This is a genomic window from Spirillospora sp. NPDC052242 (assembly GCF_040679555.1).
GTDB lineage: Bacteria > Actinomycetota > Actinomycetes > Streptosporangiales > Streptosporangiaceae > Spirillospora.
In genome coordinates, this window is record NZ_JBFAUZ010000014.1 from 110,159 (window position 1) to 125,501 (window position 15,343).

Below are 15,343 nucleotides of genomic sequence, written 5' to 3' on the forward strand. Positions count from 1 at the left end.
GCGCCGCCGGACCCGGACCGCGCCACGGGACGAGCGAGCCGCGCCGCTCGTACGCTGGGGCGGTGATCTCTGTGGTCTTCGACGTCGGCGAAACGCTGGTGGACGACACGCGCGAGTGGCGGGCGTGGGCCGACTGGCTCGGCGTCCCCGCCCACACCATGTCGGCGCTGGTCGGCGCCGTCACCGCGCAGGGGCGCGACAACGCCGACGCGCTCCGCCTCATCCGGCCGGGCCTCGACCTGCCGACCGAACGCCGCGCCCGCGAGGACGCGGGGCGGGGGGAGCGGATCACCGAGGACGATCTGTACGGCGACGTCCGTCCGGCGCTGGCCGAGTTGCGCGGACGGGGCCTGTGGATCGGCATCGCGGGGAACCAGACCGCCCGCGCGGGCGACTGCCTGCGGGCGCTCGACCTGCCCGCCGATGCGATCGCCACCTCGCAGGAATGGGGAGTGGCCAAACCGGACCCCGCCTTCTTCGCCCGGCTGGCCGAATGGGCCCCCGGCGCCCCGCACGAAATCGTGTACGTGGGGGACCACCCGGCCAACGACATCGTCCCGGCCAAGGCGGCCGGACTGCGGACGGCCCTCGTGCGCCGGGGCCCGTGGGGCTACCTGTGGGCGGACGATCCGACCGGCGGCGGCGCACCGGACTGGCTGGTCGACCACCTGACCGACCTCCCGGAACTCCTGCGCTGACCTCCCCCGCGGGGTACCGTTCTCGCAGGATCCACCCCACGGAGCCCGCAGTGACCCCGGACGCACAGGTCGGCCGGCGGATCGCCGGCCTGCGGAAGGCGCGCCGCCTCAGCCAGCGGCGGCTGGCCGAGGACGCCCACATCTCGTTGAGCCTGCTCCGCAAGGTCGAGCAGGGCGCCCGGCCGGTGACCGATCGCGTCCTGGAGGCGCTCGCCGCCGCGCTCGGCACCGAGCCGGAGGCCCTGACCGGCCGCCGCGCGCACAGCGACGGCCGGGTGCACGCCGCGGTGCCGGAACTGCGCGCCGCCATCGACGTCCACGACATCCCCGACGACGGCCCCGTGCGGCCGCCGGACCGGCTGGCATCGGCGGTGGCGGCCGCCACACAGCGGCGGCTGACGTCCCAGTACACCCGCCTCGCCGAGGAGCTGCCGCCGCTGCTGGCCGAGTTGTCGCGCGCCGTTCTGAACGGCGGCCCCGACCGCCGAGCCGCCGCTGCCCTGTCGGTGGCCGCCTACCGCGCCGCGGACGCCGTCGCCTACAAGTACGGTTACTACGATCTGTCGGCGCGCCTGATCGAGCTAATGCGCCGCGCGGCCGACCTCGCCGAGGATCCGGCGTTGGTCGCCACCGCCGCCTACGTGCGCACGGAGGTCTTCTTCGCGGCCGGCCGCAACCTCGGAGCCGGACTTCGCGCGCTGGAAAGCGCCCTCGACGCTCTTCCCGCACCGGCCACGCCGGACCTCCGCGCCGCCGCAGGCGCTCTGCACATGCGCGCCGCCGTCGTCGCGGCCCGGCTGACCGAGAACGCCTCGGTCGTCGACGAACACCTCGAACAGGCCCGCGTCCTGGCGAAGCGAGTCCCCGAGGGCATCTACCACGGGACGGCCTTCGGCCCCGCGTCACTGCACGTCCACGAGGTCTCGGTCGCGGCCGAACTCGGCGATGCGGCGCGGGTGATGTCGCTGGCGTCCCGCGCCGATCGCGAGCAGCGGGAGAGCCTGCTCGGAGCACTCCCCGCCGAACGGCGCTCGCACTACTTCATCGACGTCGCGCGAGCGCAGCTCTGGCTGGGGAAGCGCGACGAGGCGTTCGCATCGTTGCGGACCGCGCGCCAGATCGCACCCCAGCACGTGCGTGGGCACCCGTTCGTCCACGACGCGCTCGACACCTTGCTCCGTCTGCACGTGTCCCCGCCACACCCTCTGGTGGCGTTCGCGGAGTGGGCCCGGATCGTTTGAGCAGCTCGGAGCGGTGACACAAGCTGTGTCACTCCCGAGCCTCGCGAGCCTTCAGCATCGGTGCGTGGGCGCGAGACGCCCCACGTCCGAACGTAAGGCGGCCCCGGCCCGCTGGGCGAACAGCGGGGGATCCGGGGCCTCGGCCGGAAGGCGGTTCCGACCTGATGACGGATCGTACGACCCCGCAGCAATGCCTCGCGGCGCTCGCCGCGCACCTGTCCGCGCGACGCCTCCAGGTCGAGTCGACCGCGAGGGGGTTGCGCATCGAGAACCCCGACGTCCCCGGCTGCGGTCCCGAGGCGAGCCCCGCGACCGTCACCGTCACGTGCCGTCCGCGCAGCGACGACGGCGACCGGATGTGGTTCTTCGGCCCCGGCCACGAGCCGGTCGCCGAGGCCGACCAGATCATGAACGCGGTGACGTGGGCCCTCGGCCGCCTGGCGTCCGACCAGGTCGGGGCGGAGACGGCCCGGTGACCGCCTCCCGAAACCCGCAGGCACGGGTGGCCGCCGAGGTGGCGCGCCGGTTCCCTGGGACGTCCGCCTGGCTCGGCGAGGCCACCGGTAGTTGGTGGGCGCTGGCCCGCGACCGCGCGGGCACCTGCCAACTGGTCGAAGCGGCGACGCCCGCTGAACTGGCCCGCCGCCTGAACGCCCTGGACGTCCGCCGCGCCACGCCATCGGCCGAACCGAGGCACCCGCGCGCCGCCGCGCCCGTCCGCACCGCCCCCGCACCTCCCCGGCCTGAACGCCGCCATCGTGCGCCGCGCCGGGGACGGCTGCGGACCGCACTCGGCGGCCTCGTCGCCCCCTGACCCCCTTCCGCCGCGACTTCCGTGAGGAGAGATGGAGAGCATCGAAATGTTCGGCCGGGACGCGCAACTGCACGCGGCGCTCCGCCGGTGCGCGCCCCAGATGACGGCGTCCCTCGACCGTGACGACCGGGACCTGCCGCACGTGCGCGTCACCTACCGCGAGAACGGGCCCCGGTTCGTGTCCTGGGACGGCGGCACCTACCGATGGCGCACCGGGCCCGCGGCGGGACGGCGCCTGCCCGAAGACGCCGAAAAGGCGGCGGTCGAGATCGCCCGGGAGATGGGCGCGGCGGTGAAGCCGTCATGACCGCGCACGCTCGCCGGGGCGGTGTGGGCCCACCCGGAAATCGCCATCCTGGACCTGACTTCGGCCACCAGCCATGCCGGGCGTAGGTCTCTCGCCTCATGCGCCTCGTGGGCCCGCTGGTTAAGGTCGATCCTCATGCAGACCACGGACAGTGCTCGCCGCCGGACGGCGGAGCGAAAGCGCGACACCCTGGAACGGCTCGTCACCGAGCGGGACGTCTGGGTGTCGACATCGCACCCCGATCACGGCCCGCACCAGGTGCCGCTGTGGTTCCTGTGGGACGGGCGGGCGGTGTGGATGTGCACCGGTGCGGCTTCCGCGACCGCGCGGAACGTCCGCGAGGAGCCGCGCGTGCGCCTGGCGCTACCGGACTCCTTCGACGTGGTGCTTTTCCAGGGCGAGGCGGAGTGCTTCCCGGACCGGGACGTGCCCGGAGAAGCGGCGGATGCCTTCGCCGCCAAGTTCGGGTGGGACCCGCGTACGGAAGACGATCCCTTCCTGTATGTGCGCGTGGTGCCGAAGACCGTGCGCGCTTGGCGCGGCGAGCCGGAACTCCGCGGCAGAGTCATCATGCGCGACGGGACGTGGCTCGAATAGCGGGCGGCACGAAAAGTGTGCAACTGGTTCTGTGGCGACGCGCCCGACACCTACCTGGACCGGCTGATCCCCTTCGCCTACGCGACGTCCTCTGGCTCGTATCGTGACGAGCTCCTCGCCCACGTGCTCGACGCGCTCGGCCTGGACACGTCCACGCCCTGACGCCGAGCAAGCCCCTCGATCCCGGTTGCGGGGTCGAGGGGGCTCGTCGAGCGGTTTGAACGCCCGTGACCGGGACGGCTCAGACGAAGACCGCTCGGATGGGGCCGCCGAAGTAGCCGCTGCCGGCGTGCGCCCAGGAGATGGCGGGCGCGTCCACGATGGGGCCGCCGATCGTGGTGCAGTGGCCCGGGCCGCACGCCGTGCCGACGATGTAGTAGCGGCCCGCGTCGCAGCTGACGCCGATGCTCTTGCCGTCCGACGACCGGTAGGTCGAGCAGGTGGCCTTCTCGGCGGCCGGGGCGGCGTGGGCGGGGAGGGCGCCGAGGCCCGTAGTGCAGGCCGCGGCGGCCGCGAGCGCGACCGCGGCGGCTCGTGCGTGTGCCTTCACGGGATCGTCCCTTCTCGGTGTCAGTCGTACTGGGGTTCGGGACGCGACCAGGTCACCGACGTGCCCGGCGGGCAGGACACGAGCGAGAAGTACTTGGAGGTGTACCACTCGTAGTTGCCGTGCTTGTAGGAGCCGTCGCTGCACCTGGCCTGCGTCTGGTACATCTGCGCGTCGGGCGGTCCCGCCCAGCAGTGGTAGCTCGCGGTGCGGTCGTAGCTGTGGTCCTCGCACGTCTGCCCCTTGTAGACGAACGAGCGGACGGCCTGCCCCGCGTGCGCGGCGGCGGGGTACAGGGACGTGAGCGCGGCCGCGGCCGCGGCGGTCGCGGTGAGCTTGCTCAGAGTGGTGTGCATGGCGCTCCTTCCGGACATCGCCATGCTCCGCCCGCGCGCTGTCGCCCCGGTCACGCGCCGGTCACGCCGTCCTAGACGCGGGTGGCGGTCCGGACGAGGCCGGCGACGGCCTTCGAGCGGCTGTGCGGGGCCACGCGATGACCGTGGTGACCGCCGGGGCGTCCAGGACCGGGACGGCGGCGAGGTCGGGGCGCAGGTGGGAGCGGGCGGCGAGGGGGTGCGCGGCCGGCAGGAGGACGACCTGGCCCTCCGTGCCGAGCTCCTCGGTGTCGAAGCCCGCCGAGTCGTCGAACGGGAGGTGCAGCAGGGCCCCGTCGGCGCGGCGGGTGCGGCGCTCGGCGGCGTCGACCGCGTGCAGCGCCGCGCGGGCCTCCCGCAGGAGCACCCGGCCCGCCTCGGTGAGCGCGACGGAGCGGCTGGTGCGCTCCAGCAGCGTCGCGCCGAGGCGGCGTTCGAGCCGGTGGATCGCCCGCGAGAGCGGGGGCTGCGCGACTACGAGGGCGAACTGCCCTGGTGACGTCCGTCCGGGCTTCGAGATCGGAGTGGTGCCATGCGTGAGGTGAACGGGTGGGCCGCCCTCGCTCCGGGGGCGGGCCTCGAACGGTGGGTGTTCGAGCGGCGGGAGTTGCGGCGGACGGACGTCGCGGTGCGGGTTCGGTACTGCGGCGTGTGCGCGAGCGACCTGGCGGCGGTGCGCGGCGGGGATCCCGCCGGGGTTCCGCTCGTGCCGGGGCACGAGATCGTGGGGGAGGTCGCGGAGGTGGGGTCCGGGGTGTTCCGGTTCGCCGTCGGCGACCGGGTGGCGGTGGGCAACATCGTCGATTCGTGCCGGCGGTGCGCGGCCTGCCGGGCGGGGCGGGAGAACTGGTGCGAAGAGGGCGTCACCCTCACCTACGGCGGCGCCGACCGTGTCGACGGTTCGCCGACGCGGGGCGGGTTCTCGTCCGAGTACGTCGCGGACGAGCACTTCGTGCACGCGCTGCCGGACGGGCTGGACCCGGCGGGCGCGGCGCCGCTGATGCGCGCGGGCGTCACCACGTGGGTGCCGCTGCGCCGCTGGGGCGCCGGGCCCGGACGGACGGTCGGCGTCGTCGGCATGGGCGGGCTCGGGCACGTCGCCCTCAAGCTCGCCCGCGCCCTGGGGGCCGAGACCGTCCAGTTCACCTCGTCGCCCGCGAAGGTCGCCGAGGCGCGCCGGCTGGGCGCGGACGACGCCGTCCTCGCGTCGGACGGGCGGCGGATGGCGGCGCAGGCGGGCCGCTGCGACCTGATCATCGACACGGTCGGGGCGCCGCACGCGCTGGAGCCGTACCTGGCGGCGCTGGCCGTGGACGGGACGCTGTGCATGGTCGGCATCCCCCGCGGGAGGCGGACGCCGCGCTGGAACGGCTGGCGCGCAACGACGTCCGCTACCGGTTCGTCCTCGACATGGCGGGCTGACGGGTCAGGGCTTGCGGCCCACGGCGCTGTACTGGGCGACGTTCTCGGCCTCGCCCCACGGGCTGTCGAGGCCGACGCGCCAGCGTGCGGTCGACACGATGCCGGGGTCGATGATGTCGAGGCCGTCCATCAGGCGTTCCATCTGCGCGTGGTCGCGGGCGCAGATCGGCAGGCCGCCCTCGGCCATGAACGTCTCCATGGCGTCCAGGACGGACTGGCCGTGGAAGTCGGCGGTGTCGTGCACGAGGACGAAGTGGCTGCCGGACGGCAGGGGGGCGACGAGCCGCCGGACGATCGACTCGGCTTCGGCGTCGTCGACGATGTGCTGCAGGATGCCGATGAGCATGACGGCGATCGGCTCGGTGAAGTCGAGGGTCTCGCGGGCCTTGTCGAGGATGGCCTCGGGCTCGCGCAGGTCGGCGTCGATGTAGGCGGTCGTGCCCTCGGGTGTCGAGGTGAGCAGGGCGCGGGCGTGCGCGAGGACCATCGGGTCGTTGTCGACGTAGACGATGCGGGCGTCGGGGGCGACGCGCTGCGCGACCTCGTGGGTGTTGTCCTGCGTGGGCAGGCCGGTGCCGATGTCGAGGAACTGGCGGACGCCCGCCTCGCCCGCCAGGTACCGGACGGAGCGGCCGATGAACGCGCGGTCGTGCCGCGCCATCGTGACGATGTCGGGATGGACGCGGGCGATCGCGTCGCCGACCTCGCGGTCGATGGGGTAGTTGTCCTTGCCGCCGAGCCAGTAGTTGGTGATCCGCGCCGAACTCGGCACGGTCGTGTCGATGCCGGGAATGTCGTTCACGAGCCGCTCCATGCCGCGATGCCGGTTGTGGATCTTCATCTTGCCCGGAGGCGGGGGTTCGGTGCCCCTTTTCGGACATGCCCGGCAGGCGTGTCGCGATGGTCCGCGGGGCCGTCCGGGCGCCGCGGGGAGCGGCGGATCTGAGGGAGACTGGGAGGGTGAGCACCGAGAGCGGACGGACCGGACCCCGGGTGACGAGCACGTCGGTCTTCGTGCTGTCGCTCGCGCGCCGGATCGAGACCGAACTCGCCCCCGTCCTCGCGCCGCTGGGGCTCACGGTCGGCAGGCTCGGGCTGCTCGGCCACATCGCCACCGTGCCGGGGGCGTCGTTCAGCGACCTGGCGCGGATGTCCGGGATCACCGTGCAGAGCGTGCACGCGGCGGTGAAGGCGCTCGCCGCGGCGGGCCTGGTGCGCGACCGCAACGCCCGTGCCGGGTCGGCGTCGACGCTCGAGATCACGGCGGAGGGCGCCCGGCTGCTGGAGGCGGCGCGGGAGGCGGTGGCCGAGGTCGACGAGCGGGTCTTCGGCGCGGACGCCGATCCGCTGCACCGGGCGATCCGGGACGCGGTGCGCGCGGCGATCGACGCCGGCCGCTGACGAACGCGGGTCGGGACGCGGCCGTCCGGTCGGTCACTCGTCCTCGGGGAGGTCGACGAGGAGGTCGACGAACGCCATGGCGCGGGCGGTGTGCCCGGCGGTCGGCCACAGGAGCCCGTACTCGACGGGCGGCGCGTCCAGGAACGGGACGAAGGAGACGCCGGGCCGGGCGAAGTAGTGCGCTCCGCGCACCGAGACCGGGAAGGCGCCGAGGCCGGCGGCGACCAGGGAGAGCACCTCGGCCCAGTAGGTGAAGACGGGTCCGCGGGGGACGGCGCGGCCGGACGGGGTGTGGGTGGGCAGGTGGACGGCCGCCATGTAGGGCGGGAAGTTCCCGCCCGGTGTGATCAGCGGGATGTCGGCGAGGTCCTCCAGCGACAGGTTCTCCCGCCGGGCGAGGGGATGGTCGGCGGGGACGAGCAGGGCCCGGGCGTCCGAGAGGACGGTGGGGCCGGCGGTGATGCCGGGTTCGGCGACGGGGAGTTCGCTGAGCTGCAGGTCGAGCTCGCCCCGGCGCAGCGGGCCGTGCGGATCGTTGAGCTGGATCTCCTGGATGCGGACGGTGCAGTCGGCGTAGCGGTCGCGGAAGGTCCGGGACGCCTTCAGCAGCAGGTCGGCGCACCAGGGGGTGGAGTACCCGACGCGCAGGGTGCCGGTGATGCCGCGCGCCTCGGCGACGGCCTGGTCCACGGCCTGCCGGATCCGCTGGTGCGCCGGCAGCAGCCCGTCGCGGAGCCGTTCGCCCAGCGGGGTGAGGCGGACGGTGCGGGAGGTGCGCGCGAACAGCGGGGCGCCGATGCGGCGTTCGGCCTTCTTGATGACGTGGCTGACCCGGGACGGGGTGATGCGCAGCCGCTCGGCGGTACGCCCGAAGTGCAGTTCCTCCGCCAACACCAAGAAGATCTCAATGTCCCGAAGCTCCATGGACCCCCCTGAATCGATCGTGAAGCTAACCGTCCCGGTCGCGTCGGCACAAATCGCATCGATGACCGTTCGCGCAACGCTGCCTTCCCGACATCGCCGTTGTTCGGCGGCGGCCGTCCCGCCAGCCTGGTGACGGGCGTCTCGGCGCCCCGGCCGGGCGACCGCCCGCCGACGACCAGGGAACGGACACGACCGATGACGCAGGCCGCCGACGACGTCCGGCCCCGCCCGGCCCGGCTGCGCGTCGCCCGGGCCGAACCGGCGCGGGAGGAGCCGGACGGGCCGCGCCTGCGAACCTGGCACGCGGTGGTCGCCGCGTCCATGGCCGTGGACGCGCCCGGCACGGCGCCCGCGCCCCCCGGCCGGTTCCACGCCCACCTGACCGCCGGGGCGACGGCCGTCTGGACGGCGACCCGCGCGGAGCAGGTCGTGGGTCTGGCGGTCCTGCACCTGCCGTCCACGACGGCGACGGGACGCGCGCACGTGCACGTTCACCCGGCGCATCGGCGCCGCGGCACCGGCACCCGGCTCCTGACCACGCTGACCGCCGAGGCGCGCCGCCGCGGCCTGCGCCGCGTCATCGCGGCCGTGCCCGCGGGCGGGACCGGCGACGCCTTCTGCCTGCGGCGCGGCCTGACCCGCCTGCGCACGCTGCACCACCTGCTGCTGTCGCTGCGGGACGTGCATCCGGGCTGGCTGGACGAGATGGTCGCGGTCGAGCATCCGGGCTACCGGCTGACGAAGACGGCGCGGATCGCCCCGCCGGGCCGTGAGGACGCCGTCCCGGGCGACGTGCTGCTGACGGTCGCCGCCGAGCACGGCCGCAGGGTCGTCGGGTGCACCGAGGTCGTCGTCCCCGGGGGCGGCGGGGCCCGTGCGACCCAGCACGACCGCCCGCCGGCCGACGACCATCACGGCCTGGGGCTGGACCTGTGGGTCAAGGCGTCGATGCTGCGCCTGCTGTACGACGACTACCCGCAGGTCACGCAGGTCGCCACCGACACCGCCGGGAACGACGCCGCCCTCCTGGCCGTCAACCGCCATCTGGGGTTCCGGCTGCACCACCGCACCAACGAGTACCGCCTCGACGTCGACGCCCTCGAGAACGACGGCACCGCGGGCGTGGAGATCCGCGCGACCACGGCCCACGGTGACATCACCGCCCGCGGCCTCTGATCGAACCCCTCGACCGGTCGCGGGCCCCGGCCCCGCCCCCGCCGTGACCTGGTGCGGAAGCGGCTCCCAGCCCTTGGAACCACCCCACCTTCAGGCTTCCTGAAGCCTGCCTTAGGCTTCAGGAAGGCTGAAGGTCGTGTTTTCCTCTGGGGGTCCCAATGCCGGAACAGTCCAGCCGTCCCTTCTCGCGGCGCGCCGTCATCACCACGTTCGCGGCGACCGCCGGCGCGGCGGCGGCGGGCGGAGCGCTGGTCGCGACCGCGCGCGGCGACGAGGCGCCGCGCCCGTCCGGGACGGAGCGCCGGATCGAGCCGTTCCACGGGGCGCGCCAGGCGGGCATCGCCACACCGCAGCAGCGGTACGCGCTGTTCGCCGCGTTCGACCTGGTGACCACCGACCCGGCCGACGGGAGCCGGCTGGGCTCCGCGCGGGTCGCGGCCGCCTTCCGGCGGCTCATGGAACGCTGGACGACCGTCGCCGAGCGGCTCACGCAGGGCCGCCCGCCCGGCCCCATGCCGGCGGCCGGACCGGACGTGCCGCCGGACACCGGCATCGCCGACGGCCTCGAACCGTCCCGGCTGACCGTCACGTTCGGGTTCGGCCCGGACCTGTTCGAGCGCGTCGGCCGTCCGGACGCCCGCCCGCGCCGGCTGGAGCCGCTGCCCGCCTTCCGCGGCGACGGGCTGGAGGACGCGTGGAGCGGCGGCGAACTGCTCGTCCAGATCTGCGCCGAGGATCCCCAGGTCATCAGCCGCGCGTTCCGCGCCCTGCGCAGCCGGGCCCCGGGCGTCGCGCGGCTGCGCTGGACCCAGCAGGGCTTCCTGGGCGGGTTCGGCGACGCCACGCCGCGCAACCTGTTCGGCCACAAGGACGGCACCGTCAACCCCCGCCCGGACGAGCTCGACGCGGTCGTCCGCGCCCGGGACGCGAACGACCCGGCCTGGTTCGCGGGCGGCACCTACCTGGTCTTCCGCAAGATCCGCATGGACCTGCCGAAGTGGGACACCGCCACGGCGCGCGTCCAGGACGAGACGATCGGACGGCGCCGCGGCGACGGCGCCCCGCTCAGCGGCGGGCACGAGTTCAGCGCCCCCGACTTCGGCAAGAAGGGGCCCGACGGGAAGCCCCTCATCCCCGCCGACTCGCACCTCGCCCTCGTCCGGGACGTCCCGATGCTGCGGCGCTCGTACAACTACGACTACGGCTTCCAGACGGCCGGCCGGACGAACGCCGCCCACGACCACGAGCACGACCACGAGCACGACCACGAGCACGACCACGAGCACGGCGAGGGCATGCCCGTGCACGACGGTTCGGGCCACGCGGCCTTCGACAGCGGCGTGCTGTTCTGCGCCTACGTGCGCGACCCCGACGTGTTCGTCCGCGCCCAGCGCGCGCTCGCCGGATCCGACCGGCTGAACGCCTTCATCCGGCACACCGGCAGCGCCGTCTTCGCCGTCCCCCCGGGCGTGGCGCCGGGGAAGCCGGTGGCCGCGGGGCTGCTCTCCGGCATGTGATGTCCCCCCGACGATGGAGGAGCGAGATGAACAGACGCGACGTGCTGCGCACGGGCACGGTCACCACGACGGCACTCGGCCTCGGCGCCCTCGCGGCCCCGGCGTCGCCCGCCGCCCGGCCTCCCCGCAGGCCGCTGCGGGTGCACACGGTCCTCTACGACGGCGTCGAGGAGCAGGACTTCGCCGGACCCGTGGAGGTGCTCGGCATCATCGCCGACGAGCGCGGAGTGGAGCAGCGGTTCGTCACCGCCGACGGCCCCCGCACGGTGACCACGTTCTCCGGCATGGACATCGCGGTGCGCACCCCGTGGTCACCGCGATCGGCCGACGTGATCATGGTGCCCGGAGGCGGCCTGGGCGAGGGGTCCGCCGTGGACCGCGAGATCCGCCGCGGCGTCCTTCCCCGGGCGCTGGCGGGCGCGTGCCGTCCGGGCCTGATCACGGCGTCGGTGTGCAGCGGGGCGCTGCTGCTGTCAGCCGCGGGCATCACCGACGGCCGCCCCTGCACGACGCACCACGCCGCCAAGAAGGAACTGGAGGCCCAGGGCGGCAGGGTGGTCCCCGGCCGGGTCGTCGACGACGGCGACCTGATCACCTCCGGCGGCGTGACCTCGGGCCTCGACCTCGCGCTGTGGCTGGTCGAGCGCCTGTACGGCCCCGAAACCGCACTGTTCGCCGAAATGGTCCTCGAGTACGAGCGCCGCGGCACCGTCTGGCGCTCCCGCTGACACCGCCCCCAGCCGCGACGCCCCTTCCCCACCCCTCGTGGACCACTTGGCTCGTCGAGGTCCCTGCCCCATATAGATTTAGGGGGAGACGGTCGAGGAATCCTCCGCCTACGTCGAGGCCGGACACGCTCTGGCTCTCGGGCAAGCGGTACACGATCGCCGCGTCGCACTCGGACTGTCCCAGGCCGAACTGGCGCGCCGCGCGGGTATGACCCAACCCCAGATCTCCAACATCGAGGGCGGAGACTCGACACCCACTCTCCCCTTGCTCACGCGGCTCGCCAAAGCCCTGGACGCGGCCCTGACCATTCGGTTGGACGAAGGGGAATCGAGCTTCGCCTTCACCTCCCACCAGAATCCCGGCCCCGGCTCATCATCCGGCGCCGGCCGCACCTCGGCTGCGTGATCGTCGGCTGCACGGATCCCAAGTGAACAACGTCAGGATGCCAGTCATCTGACCGATGCCCGGGGGACCGGCCGGTCCATAGCGTCGTGGCATGGAAACGATGAGCGAACTGATCGACCGGGTGGAGATCGTCGAGCTGGTCGACAGGTTCATGGCGAGCCTGGACGAACGGAACTTCGACGACGAGTGGGCGCGCCGCTTCCACACGTCCGACGTCACGATGGAGGCCCCGGTGGGCGACGTCGTCGGGCTGGACGGGCTGGCGGAATCGACGCGGGTCGCCCTGGAGCGGTTCGAGCGGACGCAGCATCTCTCGTCCAACCACATCGTCGACCTCGACGGGGACCGGGCGGCGGTGCGGTGGAACGCGCTGATGGTGCACGTCCACCTCGCGTCGACGGCGGAGGCCCGGGGGGAGGAGCCCGGCGTGCACTTCGACGTCGGCGGCCGCTTCGACGCGGAGGCGGTGCGGACGGCGGACGGCTGGCGGTTCCGCCGCATGGACGTTCGGCCGGTGTGGTTCAACGGGCGCCCTCCGATCGGAATGGAGTGACGAACGACCTCGGTCACCGCACCCCGGTGACCGAGGCCGCTTCGGTTCGCCCGCTGCCCGCGTAGCGTTCGCGCGCATTCTATTGCAACGAGTGAACGTCGCATGTTGCATTCCATGCAGGAGCCAGTGCAACGAAATCCTCACGCTGACCTGCGATATCACTGTTTAGATGCAAAGATCTTGTTGCGGAATCTGTGAAGGCAACGTAGCTTTTGCGTTGTCGGAAACAAGAAGGAAGCCGCAAGGCGAACCGCAAGGGAGAAGCACGATGAACACGTTCCAGACCCCCGCCCCGATCGCGACCGTGGTGAACGTCCCGGCCGGGCGGGTGCAGGTGATCGCCGCCGACCGGGCCGACACGCAGGTCGAGGTCCGGCCCGCCGACCCGTCCCGGGGCCGGGACGTGAAGGCGGCCGAGCAGACCACGGTCGAGTTCGCCGACGGTGTGCTGCGGGTGGAGGCGCCGGCGGCCGGGAACCAGTACTTCGGCCCGTCCGGGTCGGTGGAGGTCACGGTGAAGCTCCCCGCGGGTTCGCGGGTCGAGGCGCGGGCGGCGAGTGCGGAGTTTCGGGCGGTGGGCCGGCTGGGCGAGGTCGTCTTCGACGGCGCCCACGGCCCGGTCAAGATCGACGAAGCGGCGAGCGTGCGCCTGACCGCGCTCGACGGGGACGTCGAGGTGGCCCGGCTGGACGGCCCGGCGCAGATCAGCGCACAGCGCGGCGACATCCGCATCGCCGAGGCCGCGGGCGGCGAGGTCGCCCTGTCCACCCAGTCGGGTGACATCTCGGTGGTCGCGGCGGCGGGCGTGTCGGCGTCGCTGGACGCGCAGACCGGCCGCGGCCGCGTGAGCAACGCGCTGAAGAACGACGGTACTCCCGCTCTGAAGATCCGCGCGACCACGGCCCACGGCGACATCACCGCCCGCAGCCTCTGACCGCCCGCCCCGCCTCCCCCAACCCGCAACACCTTCAACAAAGCGTGACCATGGAACCGGCCGACAGGGCCGTCAGACCCCACCGGTCTGACGGCCCCGACCATTTCCCCTGCTTGCGCTCGAGTGCGCTCCAGCTTCTAGGGTCGGACGGGGAGTCGTCCGGCTCCATCGATCCGCCGTGAACTGTCGGAAGAGGGGCTCATGCCACGTATCGCCACCGCCGAGCGCGTCGATCGCGCCGCGCTGCTGGAGTTCCTGCGCCCGCGCCATCGGGGGGTGCTCGTCACCACGCGGGCGGGCGGGGCGCCGCAGATGTCGCCCGTGACGTGCGGTGTGGACGGCGAGGGACGCATCGTCGTGTCGACGTATCCGGATCGTGCGAAGGCGCGCAACGCCCGTCGCGAGCCCGGTGTGTCGATCTGCGTGCTGTCTGACGACTGGGACGGCCCGTACGTGCAGGTGGACGGGCGTGCGGAGGTCCTCGACATGCCGGAGGCGCTCGACGGGCTCGTCGAGTACTACCGCCGCATCGCGGGCGAGCATCCGGACTGGGACGACTACCGCCGGGCGATGGAGCGGCAGAACAAGTCGCTGATCCGGATCACGGTCGAGGGGTGGGGGCCGATCGCGACGGGCGGCTTCCCGCCGGGGCTGGCCGGGTCCTGAGGGGCCGTTGCGGGGCGGGACGCCCGCGCGCGATCATCGGCCGGTGACACGGGAGCGCGTGCGGGACCTCATCGACTCGCCCGCGGTGCGGCGGGAGCCGCCGGCGAGCCTCGCGCGGCGGACGGCGTCGGTCCCGGCGGACGACGGTGGTCGAGGGGCCGCACGTCTACTTCTTCGGCGACCGGGGGTCGCTGCGCGTCCGCGACCTGCTGTTCTACTGGCAGGACTGACCGCGCGCAGATGAGGAACCTCTCATCGCGCTCTCATCGGAGGCGGACGGCGAGACGGCCCGACGCGGGGTCCCGCGTGAAGACCACGAAGCGGGCGAGGACGGCGAGGGCGAGCAGGCACGCGCCCATCTCCATGCCCTCCTCGACGCTCGTGCCCAGCGCGTAGACCTCCTTGAGCCCCTGCCGGTTCACCCAGCCGTTGAACGCCTCGACGACGAGGGCGCCCGTGATGTAGACGGCCAGCGCGCCGAGGAGGCCGAGCCGCAGGTCGCGGGGGAGGCCGCGCGCCCACAGGACGGCCGCGACCGCGCCGGTCAGCGCCATCGCGGCGCCGGGCAGCACCCACGCGTACGTCGGCACGGACATGCCGAGCCCGTCCGCCCAGCCCTCGCCGATCCCGGCGAGGCGCTCGTGGACCTGCACGGTCTCGTCGACGCTGAGCCAGGCGGTCACCGCGGCGAGGGCGAGCCACGACGTCCGTCCGGGCCGGGACGTCCGGTCGGTGAGCAGGGCCGCGAGCAGCGCCGTTCCGGCGACCGAGAGCAGCAGGGCGCTGTTCCACCAGGTCGCGAGGTTGCTCTCCGAGCCGATGTTGAACAGCCGCCGGAGGCCGGTGATCGGCTCGACGTACTCGTGGTACATCCGGAGCGCGAAGTCCACCACGAGGAGGAGGGCGGTGGCGGCCGCCGCGGCGAGCAGCGGGCGGCGGGGGCGGCGGAGGTGGGGGGCGGCCTGCGGCGGGGCGCCCAGCAGGCCGGTGGTTCCGTGGTCCATGGGCCGCGAAGCTAACGGCGGCAGATGAGGATCT

Annotated in this window: 21 protein-coding genes and 1 pseudogene; 16 read left to right on the forward strand and 6 right to left on the reverse strand. The window is 73.6% G+C overall.

The genetic code is table 11. From position 1 onward, the window contains the following. The first annotated feature begins 71 nt into the window (after positions 1-71). The 7 genes from AB0L25_RS14220 to AB0L25_RS14250 all read left to right on the forward strand — a co-directional run bounded on the left by AB0L25_RS14220 (position 72) and on the right by AB0L25_RS14250 (position 3,819). The gene (locus AB0L25_RS14220) at positions 72-698 is read left to right on the forward strand and encodes an HAD family hydrolase (RefSeq protein WP_500172009.1); all 627 of its coding nucleotides are present in this window, start codon (positions 72-74) and stop codon (positions 696-698) included. 50 nt (positions 699-748) lie between these two features. Continuing rightward, positions 749-1,939, forward strand: a complete 1,191-nt coding sequence (locus AB0L25_RS14225) for a helix-turn-helix domain-containing protein (protein ID WP_500171919.1) — start codon at positions 749-751, stop codon at positions 1,937-1,939. A 164-nt stretch (positions 1,940-2,103) separates the two neighbouring features. Then, positions 2,104-2,415 carry a hypothetical protein gene (locus AB0L25_RS14230; protein WP_500171920.1) on the forward strand — a complete coding sequence of 104 codons (312 nt, stop codon included), beginning with the start codon at positions 2,104-2,106 and terminating at the stop codon, positions 2,413-2,415. Further along, entirely contained in the window at positions 2,412-2,753 is a 342-nt protein-coding gene (locus AB0L25_RS14235; RefSeq protein WP_500171922.1) for a hypothetical protein, read from the forward strand. The genes AB0L25_RS14230 and AB0L25_RS14235 overlap by 4 nt, the downstream gene beginning before the upstream one ends. Positions 2,754-2,784: 31 nt before the next feature. After that, the gene (locus AB0L25_RS14240; RefSeq protein ID WP_026402708.1) at positions 2,785-3,060 is read left to right on the forward strand and encodes a hypothetical protein; all 276 of its coding nucleotides are present in this window, start codon (positions 2,785-2,787) and stop codon (positions 3,058-3,060) included. Between the two features lie 135 nt (positions 3,061-3,195). Then, the gene (locus AB0L25_RS14245) at positions 3,196-3,657 is read left to right on the forward strand and encodes a pyridoxamine 5'-phosphate oxidase family protein (protein WP_500171923.1); all 462 of its coding nucleotides are present in this window, start codon (positions 3,196-3,198) and stop codon (positions 3,655-3,657) included. A gap of 15 nt (positions 3,658-3,672) precedes the next feature. Next, entirely contained in the window at positions 3,673-3,819 is a 147-nt protein-coding gene (locus AB0L25_RS14250) for a hypothetical protein (RefSeq protein WP_500171925.1), read from the forward strand. A 79-nt stretch (positions 3,820-3,898) separates the two neighbouring features. Here the strand turns inward: AB0L25_RS14250 and AB0L25_RS14255 are convergent, their stop codons facing one another. From AB0L25_RS14255 to AB0L25_RS14265, 3 genes are all read right to left on the reverse strand, one after another. Next, the gene (locus AB0L25_RS14255) at positions 3,899-4,207 is read right to left on the reverse strand and encodes a hypothetical protein (protein WP_500171926.1); all 309 of its coding nucleotides are present in this window, start codon (positions 4,205-4,207) and stop codon (positions 3,899-3,901) included. 20 nt (positions 4,208-4,227) lie between these two features. Then, the gene (locus tag AB0L25_RS14260; protein WP_500171928.1) at positions 4,228-4,560 is read right to left on the reverse strand and encodes a hypothetical protein; all 333 of its coding nucleotides are present in this window, start codon (positions 4,558-4,560) and stop codon (positions 4,228-4,230) included. A gap of 61 nt (positions 4,561-4,621) precedes the next feature. Further along, the gene (locus AB0L25_RS14265; protein WP_500171930.1) at positions 4,622-5,296 is read right to left on the reverse strand and encodes a LysR family transcriptional regulator; all 675 of its coding nucleotides are present in this window, start codon (positions 5,294-5,296) and stop codon (positions 4,622-4,624) included. On the opposite strand from AB0L25_RS14265, the pseudogene AB0L25_RS14270 reads away from it, so the two are divergent. Beyond that, positions 5,252-5,869: pseudogene (locus tag AB0L25_RS14270) on the forward strand (alcohol dehydrogenase catalytic domain-containing protein); the annotation flags it as partial. The gene AB0L25_RS14265 and the pseudogene AB0L25_RS14270 sit on opposite strands and share 45 nt — an antisense overlap. Before the next feature lie 135 nt (positions 5,870-6,004). Here AB0L25_RS14270 and AB0L25_RS14275 read toward each other — a convergent pair. After that, a complete protein-coding gene (locus AB0L25_RS14275) occupies positions 6,005-6,802 on the reverse strand; it encodes an SAM-dependent methyltransferase (RefSeq protein WP_500171932.1) in 798 nt (265 codons plus the stop codon). Between the two features lie 158 nt (positions 6,803-6,960). Between AB0L25_RS14275 and AB0L25_RS14280 the strand changes: the two genes are divergently transcribed. Beyond that, positions 6,961-7,401: a MarR family winged helix-turn-helix transcriptional regulator gene (locus AB0L25_RS14280; protein ID WP_500171933.1), complete on the forward strand. Its 441-nt coding sequence runs from the start codon at positions 6,961-6,963 to the stop codon at positions 7,399-7,401. Between the two features lie 33 nt (positions 7,402-7,434). Here AB0L25_RS14280 and AB0L25_RS14285 read toward each other — a convergent pair whose 3' ends face one another. Further along, positions 7,435-8,325, reverse strand: a complete 891-nt coding sequence (locus AB0L25_RS14285; RefSeq protein WP_500171935.1) for a LysR family transcriptional regulator — start codon at positions 8,323-8,325, stop codon at positions 7,435-7,437. 195 nt (positions 8,326-8,520) lie between these two features. On the opposite strand from AB0L25_RS14285, the gene AB0L25_RS14290 reads away from it, so the two are divergent. The 7 genes from AB0L25_RS14290 (at position 8,521) to AB0L25_RS14320 (ending at position 14,305) form a co-directional block, all read left to right on the forward strand. After that, positions 8,521-9,501, forward strand: coding sequence for a GNAT family N-acetyltransferase (locus AB0L25_RS14290; protein ID WP_500171937.1), 981 nt, complete (start codon positions 8,521-8,523; stop codon positions 9,499-9,501). 158 nt (positions 9,502-9,659) lie between these two features. After that, positions 9,660-11,018, forward strand: a complete 1,359-nt coding sequence (locus tag AB0L25_RS14295) for a Dyp-type peroxidase (RefSeq protein ID WP_500171938.1) — start codon at positions 9,660-9,662, stop codon at positions 11,016-11,018. Between the two features lie 26 nt (positions 11,019-11,044). Then, positions 11,045-11,746: a DJ-1/PfpI family protein gene (locus AB0L25_RS14300; RefSeq protein WP_500171940.1), complete on the forward strand. Its 702-nt coding sequence runs from the start codon at positions 11,045-11,047 to the stop codon at positions 11,744-11,746. 130 nt (positions 11,747-11,876) lie between these two features. Next, the gene (locus AB0L25_RS14305; protein WP_500172011.1) at positions 11,877-12,152 is read left to right on the forward strand and encodes a helix-turn-helix domain-containing protein; all 276 of its coding nucleotides are present in this window, start codon (positions 11,877-11,879) and stop codon (positions 12,150-12,152) included. A 91-nt stretch (positions 12,153-12,243) separates the two neighbouring features. Next, positions 12,244-12,705, forward strand: a complete 462-nt coding sequence (locus tag AB0L25_RS14310; RefSeq protein WP_500171942.1) for a nuclear transport factor 2 family protein — start codon at positions 12,244-12,246, stop codon at positions 12,703-12,705. A gap of 268 nt (positions 12,706-12,973) precedes the next feature. Next, positions 12,974-13,639: a DUF4097 family beta strand repeat-containing protein gene (locus AB0L25_RS14315; protein WP_500171944.1), complete on the forward strand. Its 666-nt coding sequence runs from the start codon at positions 12,974-12,976 to the stop codon at positions 13,637-13,639. A 201-nt stretch (positions 13,640-13,840) separates the two neighbouring features. Further along, the gene (locus AB0L25_RS14320) at positions 13,841-14,305 is read left to right on the forward strand and encodes a PPOX class F420-dependent oxidoreductase (protein WP_500171946.1); all 465 of its coding nucleotides are present in this window, start codon (positions 13,841-13,843) and stop codon (positions 14,303-14,305) included. A gap of 263 nt (positions 14,306-14,568) precedes the next feature. Here the strand turns inward: AB0L25_RS14320 and AB0L25_RS14325 are convergent, their stop codons facing one another. After that, a complete protein-coding gene (locus AB0L25_RS14325; protein ID WP_500171947.1) occupies positions 14,569-15,309 on the reverse strand; it encodes a DUF8692 domain-containing protein in 741 nt (246 codons plus the stop codon). Positions 15,310-15,343 lie beyond the last annotated feature (34 nt).

Coding starts and splice junctions, on each gene's coding strand:
- AB0L25_RS14295 (WP_500171938.1), top strand. CDS start 9,660: ATGCCGGAACAGTCCAGCCGTCCCTTCTCGCGGCGCGCCGTCATCACC.
- AB0L25_RS14300 (WP_500171940.1), top strand. CDS start 11,045: ATGAACAGACGCGACGTGCTGCGCACGGGCACGGTCACCACGACGGCA.
- AB0L25_RS14285 (WP_500171935.1), bottom strand. CDS start 8,325: ATGGAGCTTCGGGACATTGAGATCTTCTTGGTGTTGGCGGAGGAACTG.
- AB0L25_RS14315 (WP_500171944.1), top strand. CDS start 12,974: ATGAACACGTTCCAGACCCCCGCCCCGATCGCGACCGTGGTGAACGTC.
- AB0L25_RS14230 (WP_500171920.1), top strand. CDS start 2,104: ATGACGGATCGTACGACCCCGCAGCAATGCCTCGCGGCGCTCGCCGCG.
- AB0L25_RS14310 (WP_500171942.1), top strand. CDS start 12,244: ATGGAAACGATGAGCGAACTGATCGACCGGGTGGAGATCGTCGAGCTG.
- AB0L25_RS14290 (WP_500171937.1), top strand. CDS start 8,521: ATGACGCAGGCCGCCGACGACGTCCGGCCCCGCCCGGCCCGGCTGCGC.
- AB0L25_RS14325 (WP_500171947.1), bottom strand. CDS start 15,309: ATGGACCACGGAACCACCGGCCTGCTGGGCGCCCCGCCGCAGGCCGCC.
- AB0L25_RS14320 (WP_500171946.1), top strand. CDS start 13,841: ATGCCACGTATCGCCACCGCCGAGCGCGTCGATCGCGCCGCGCTGCTG.
- AB0L25_RS14260 (WP_500171928.1), bottom strand. CDS start 4,560: ATGCACACCACTCTGAGCAAGCTCACCGCGACCGCCGCGGCCGCGGCC.
- AB0L25_RS14245 (WP_500171923.1), top strand. CDS start 3,196: ATGCAGACCACGGACAGTGCTCGCCGCCGGACGGCGGAGCGAAAGCGC.
- AB0L25_RS14240 (WP_026402708.1), top strand. CDS start 2,785: ATGGAGAGCATCGAAATGTTCGGCCGGGACGCGCAACTGCACGCGGCG.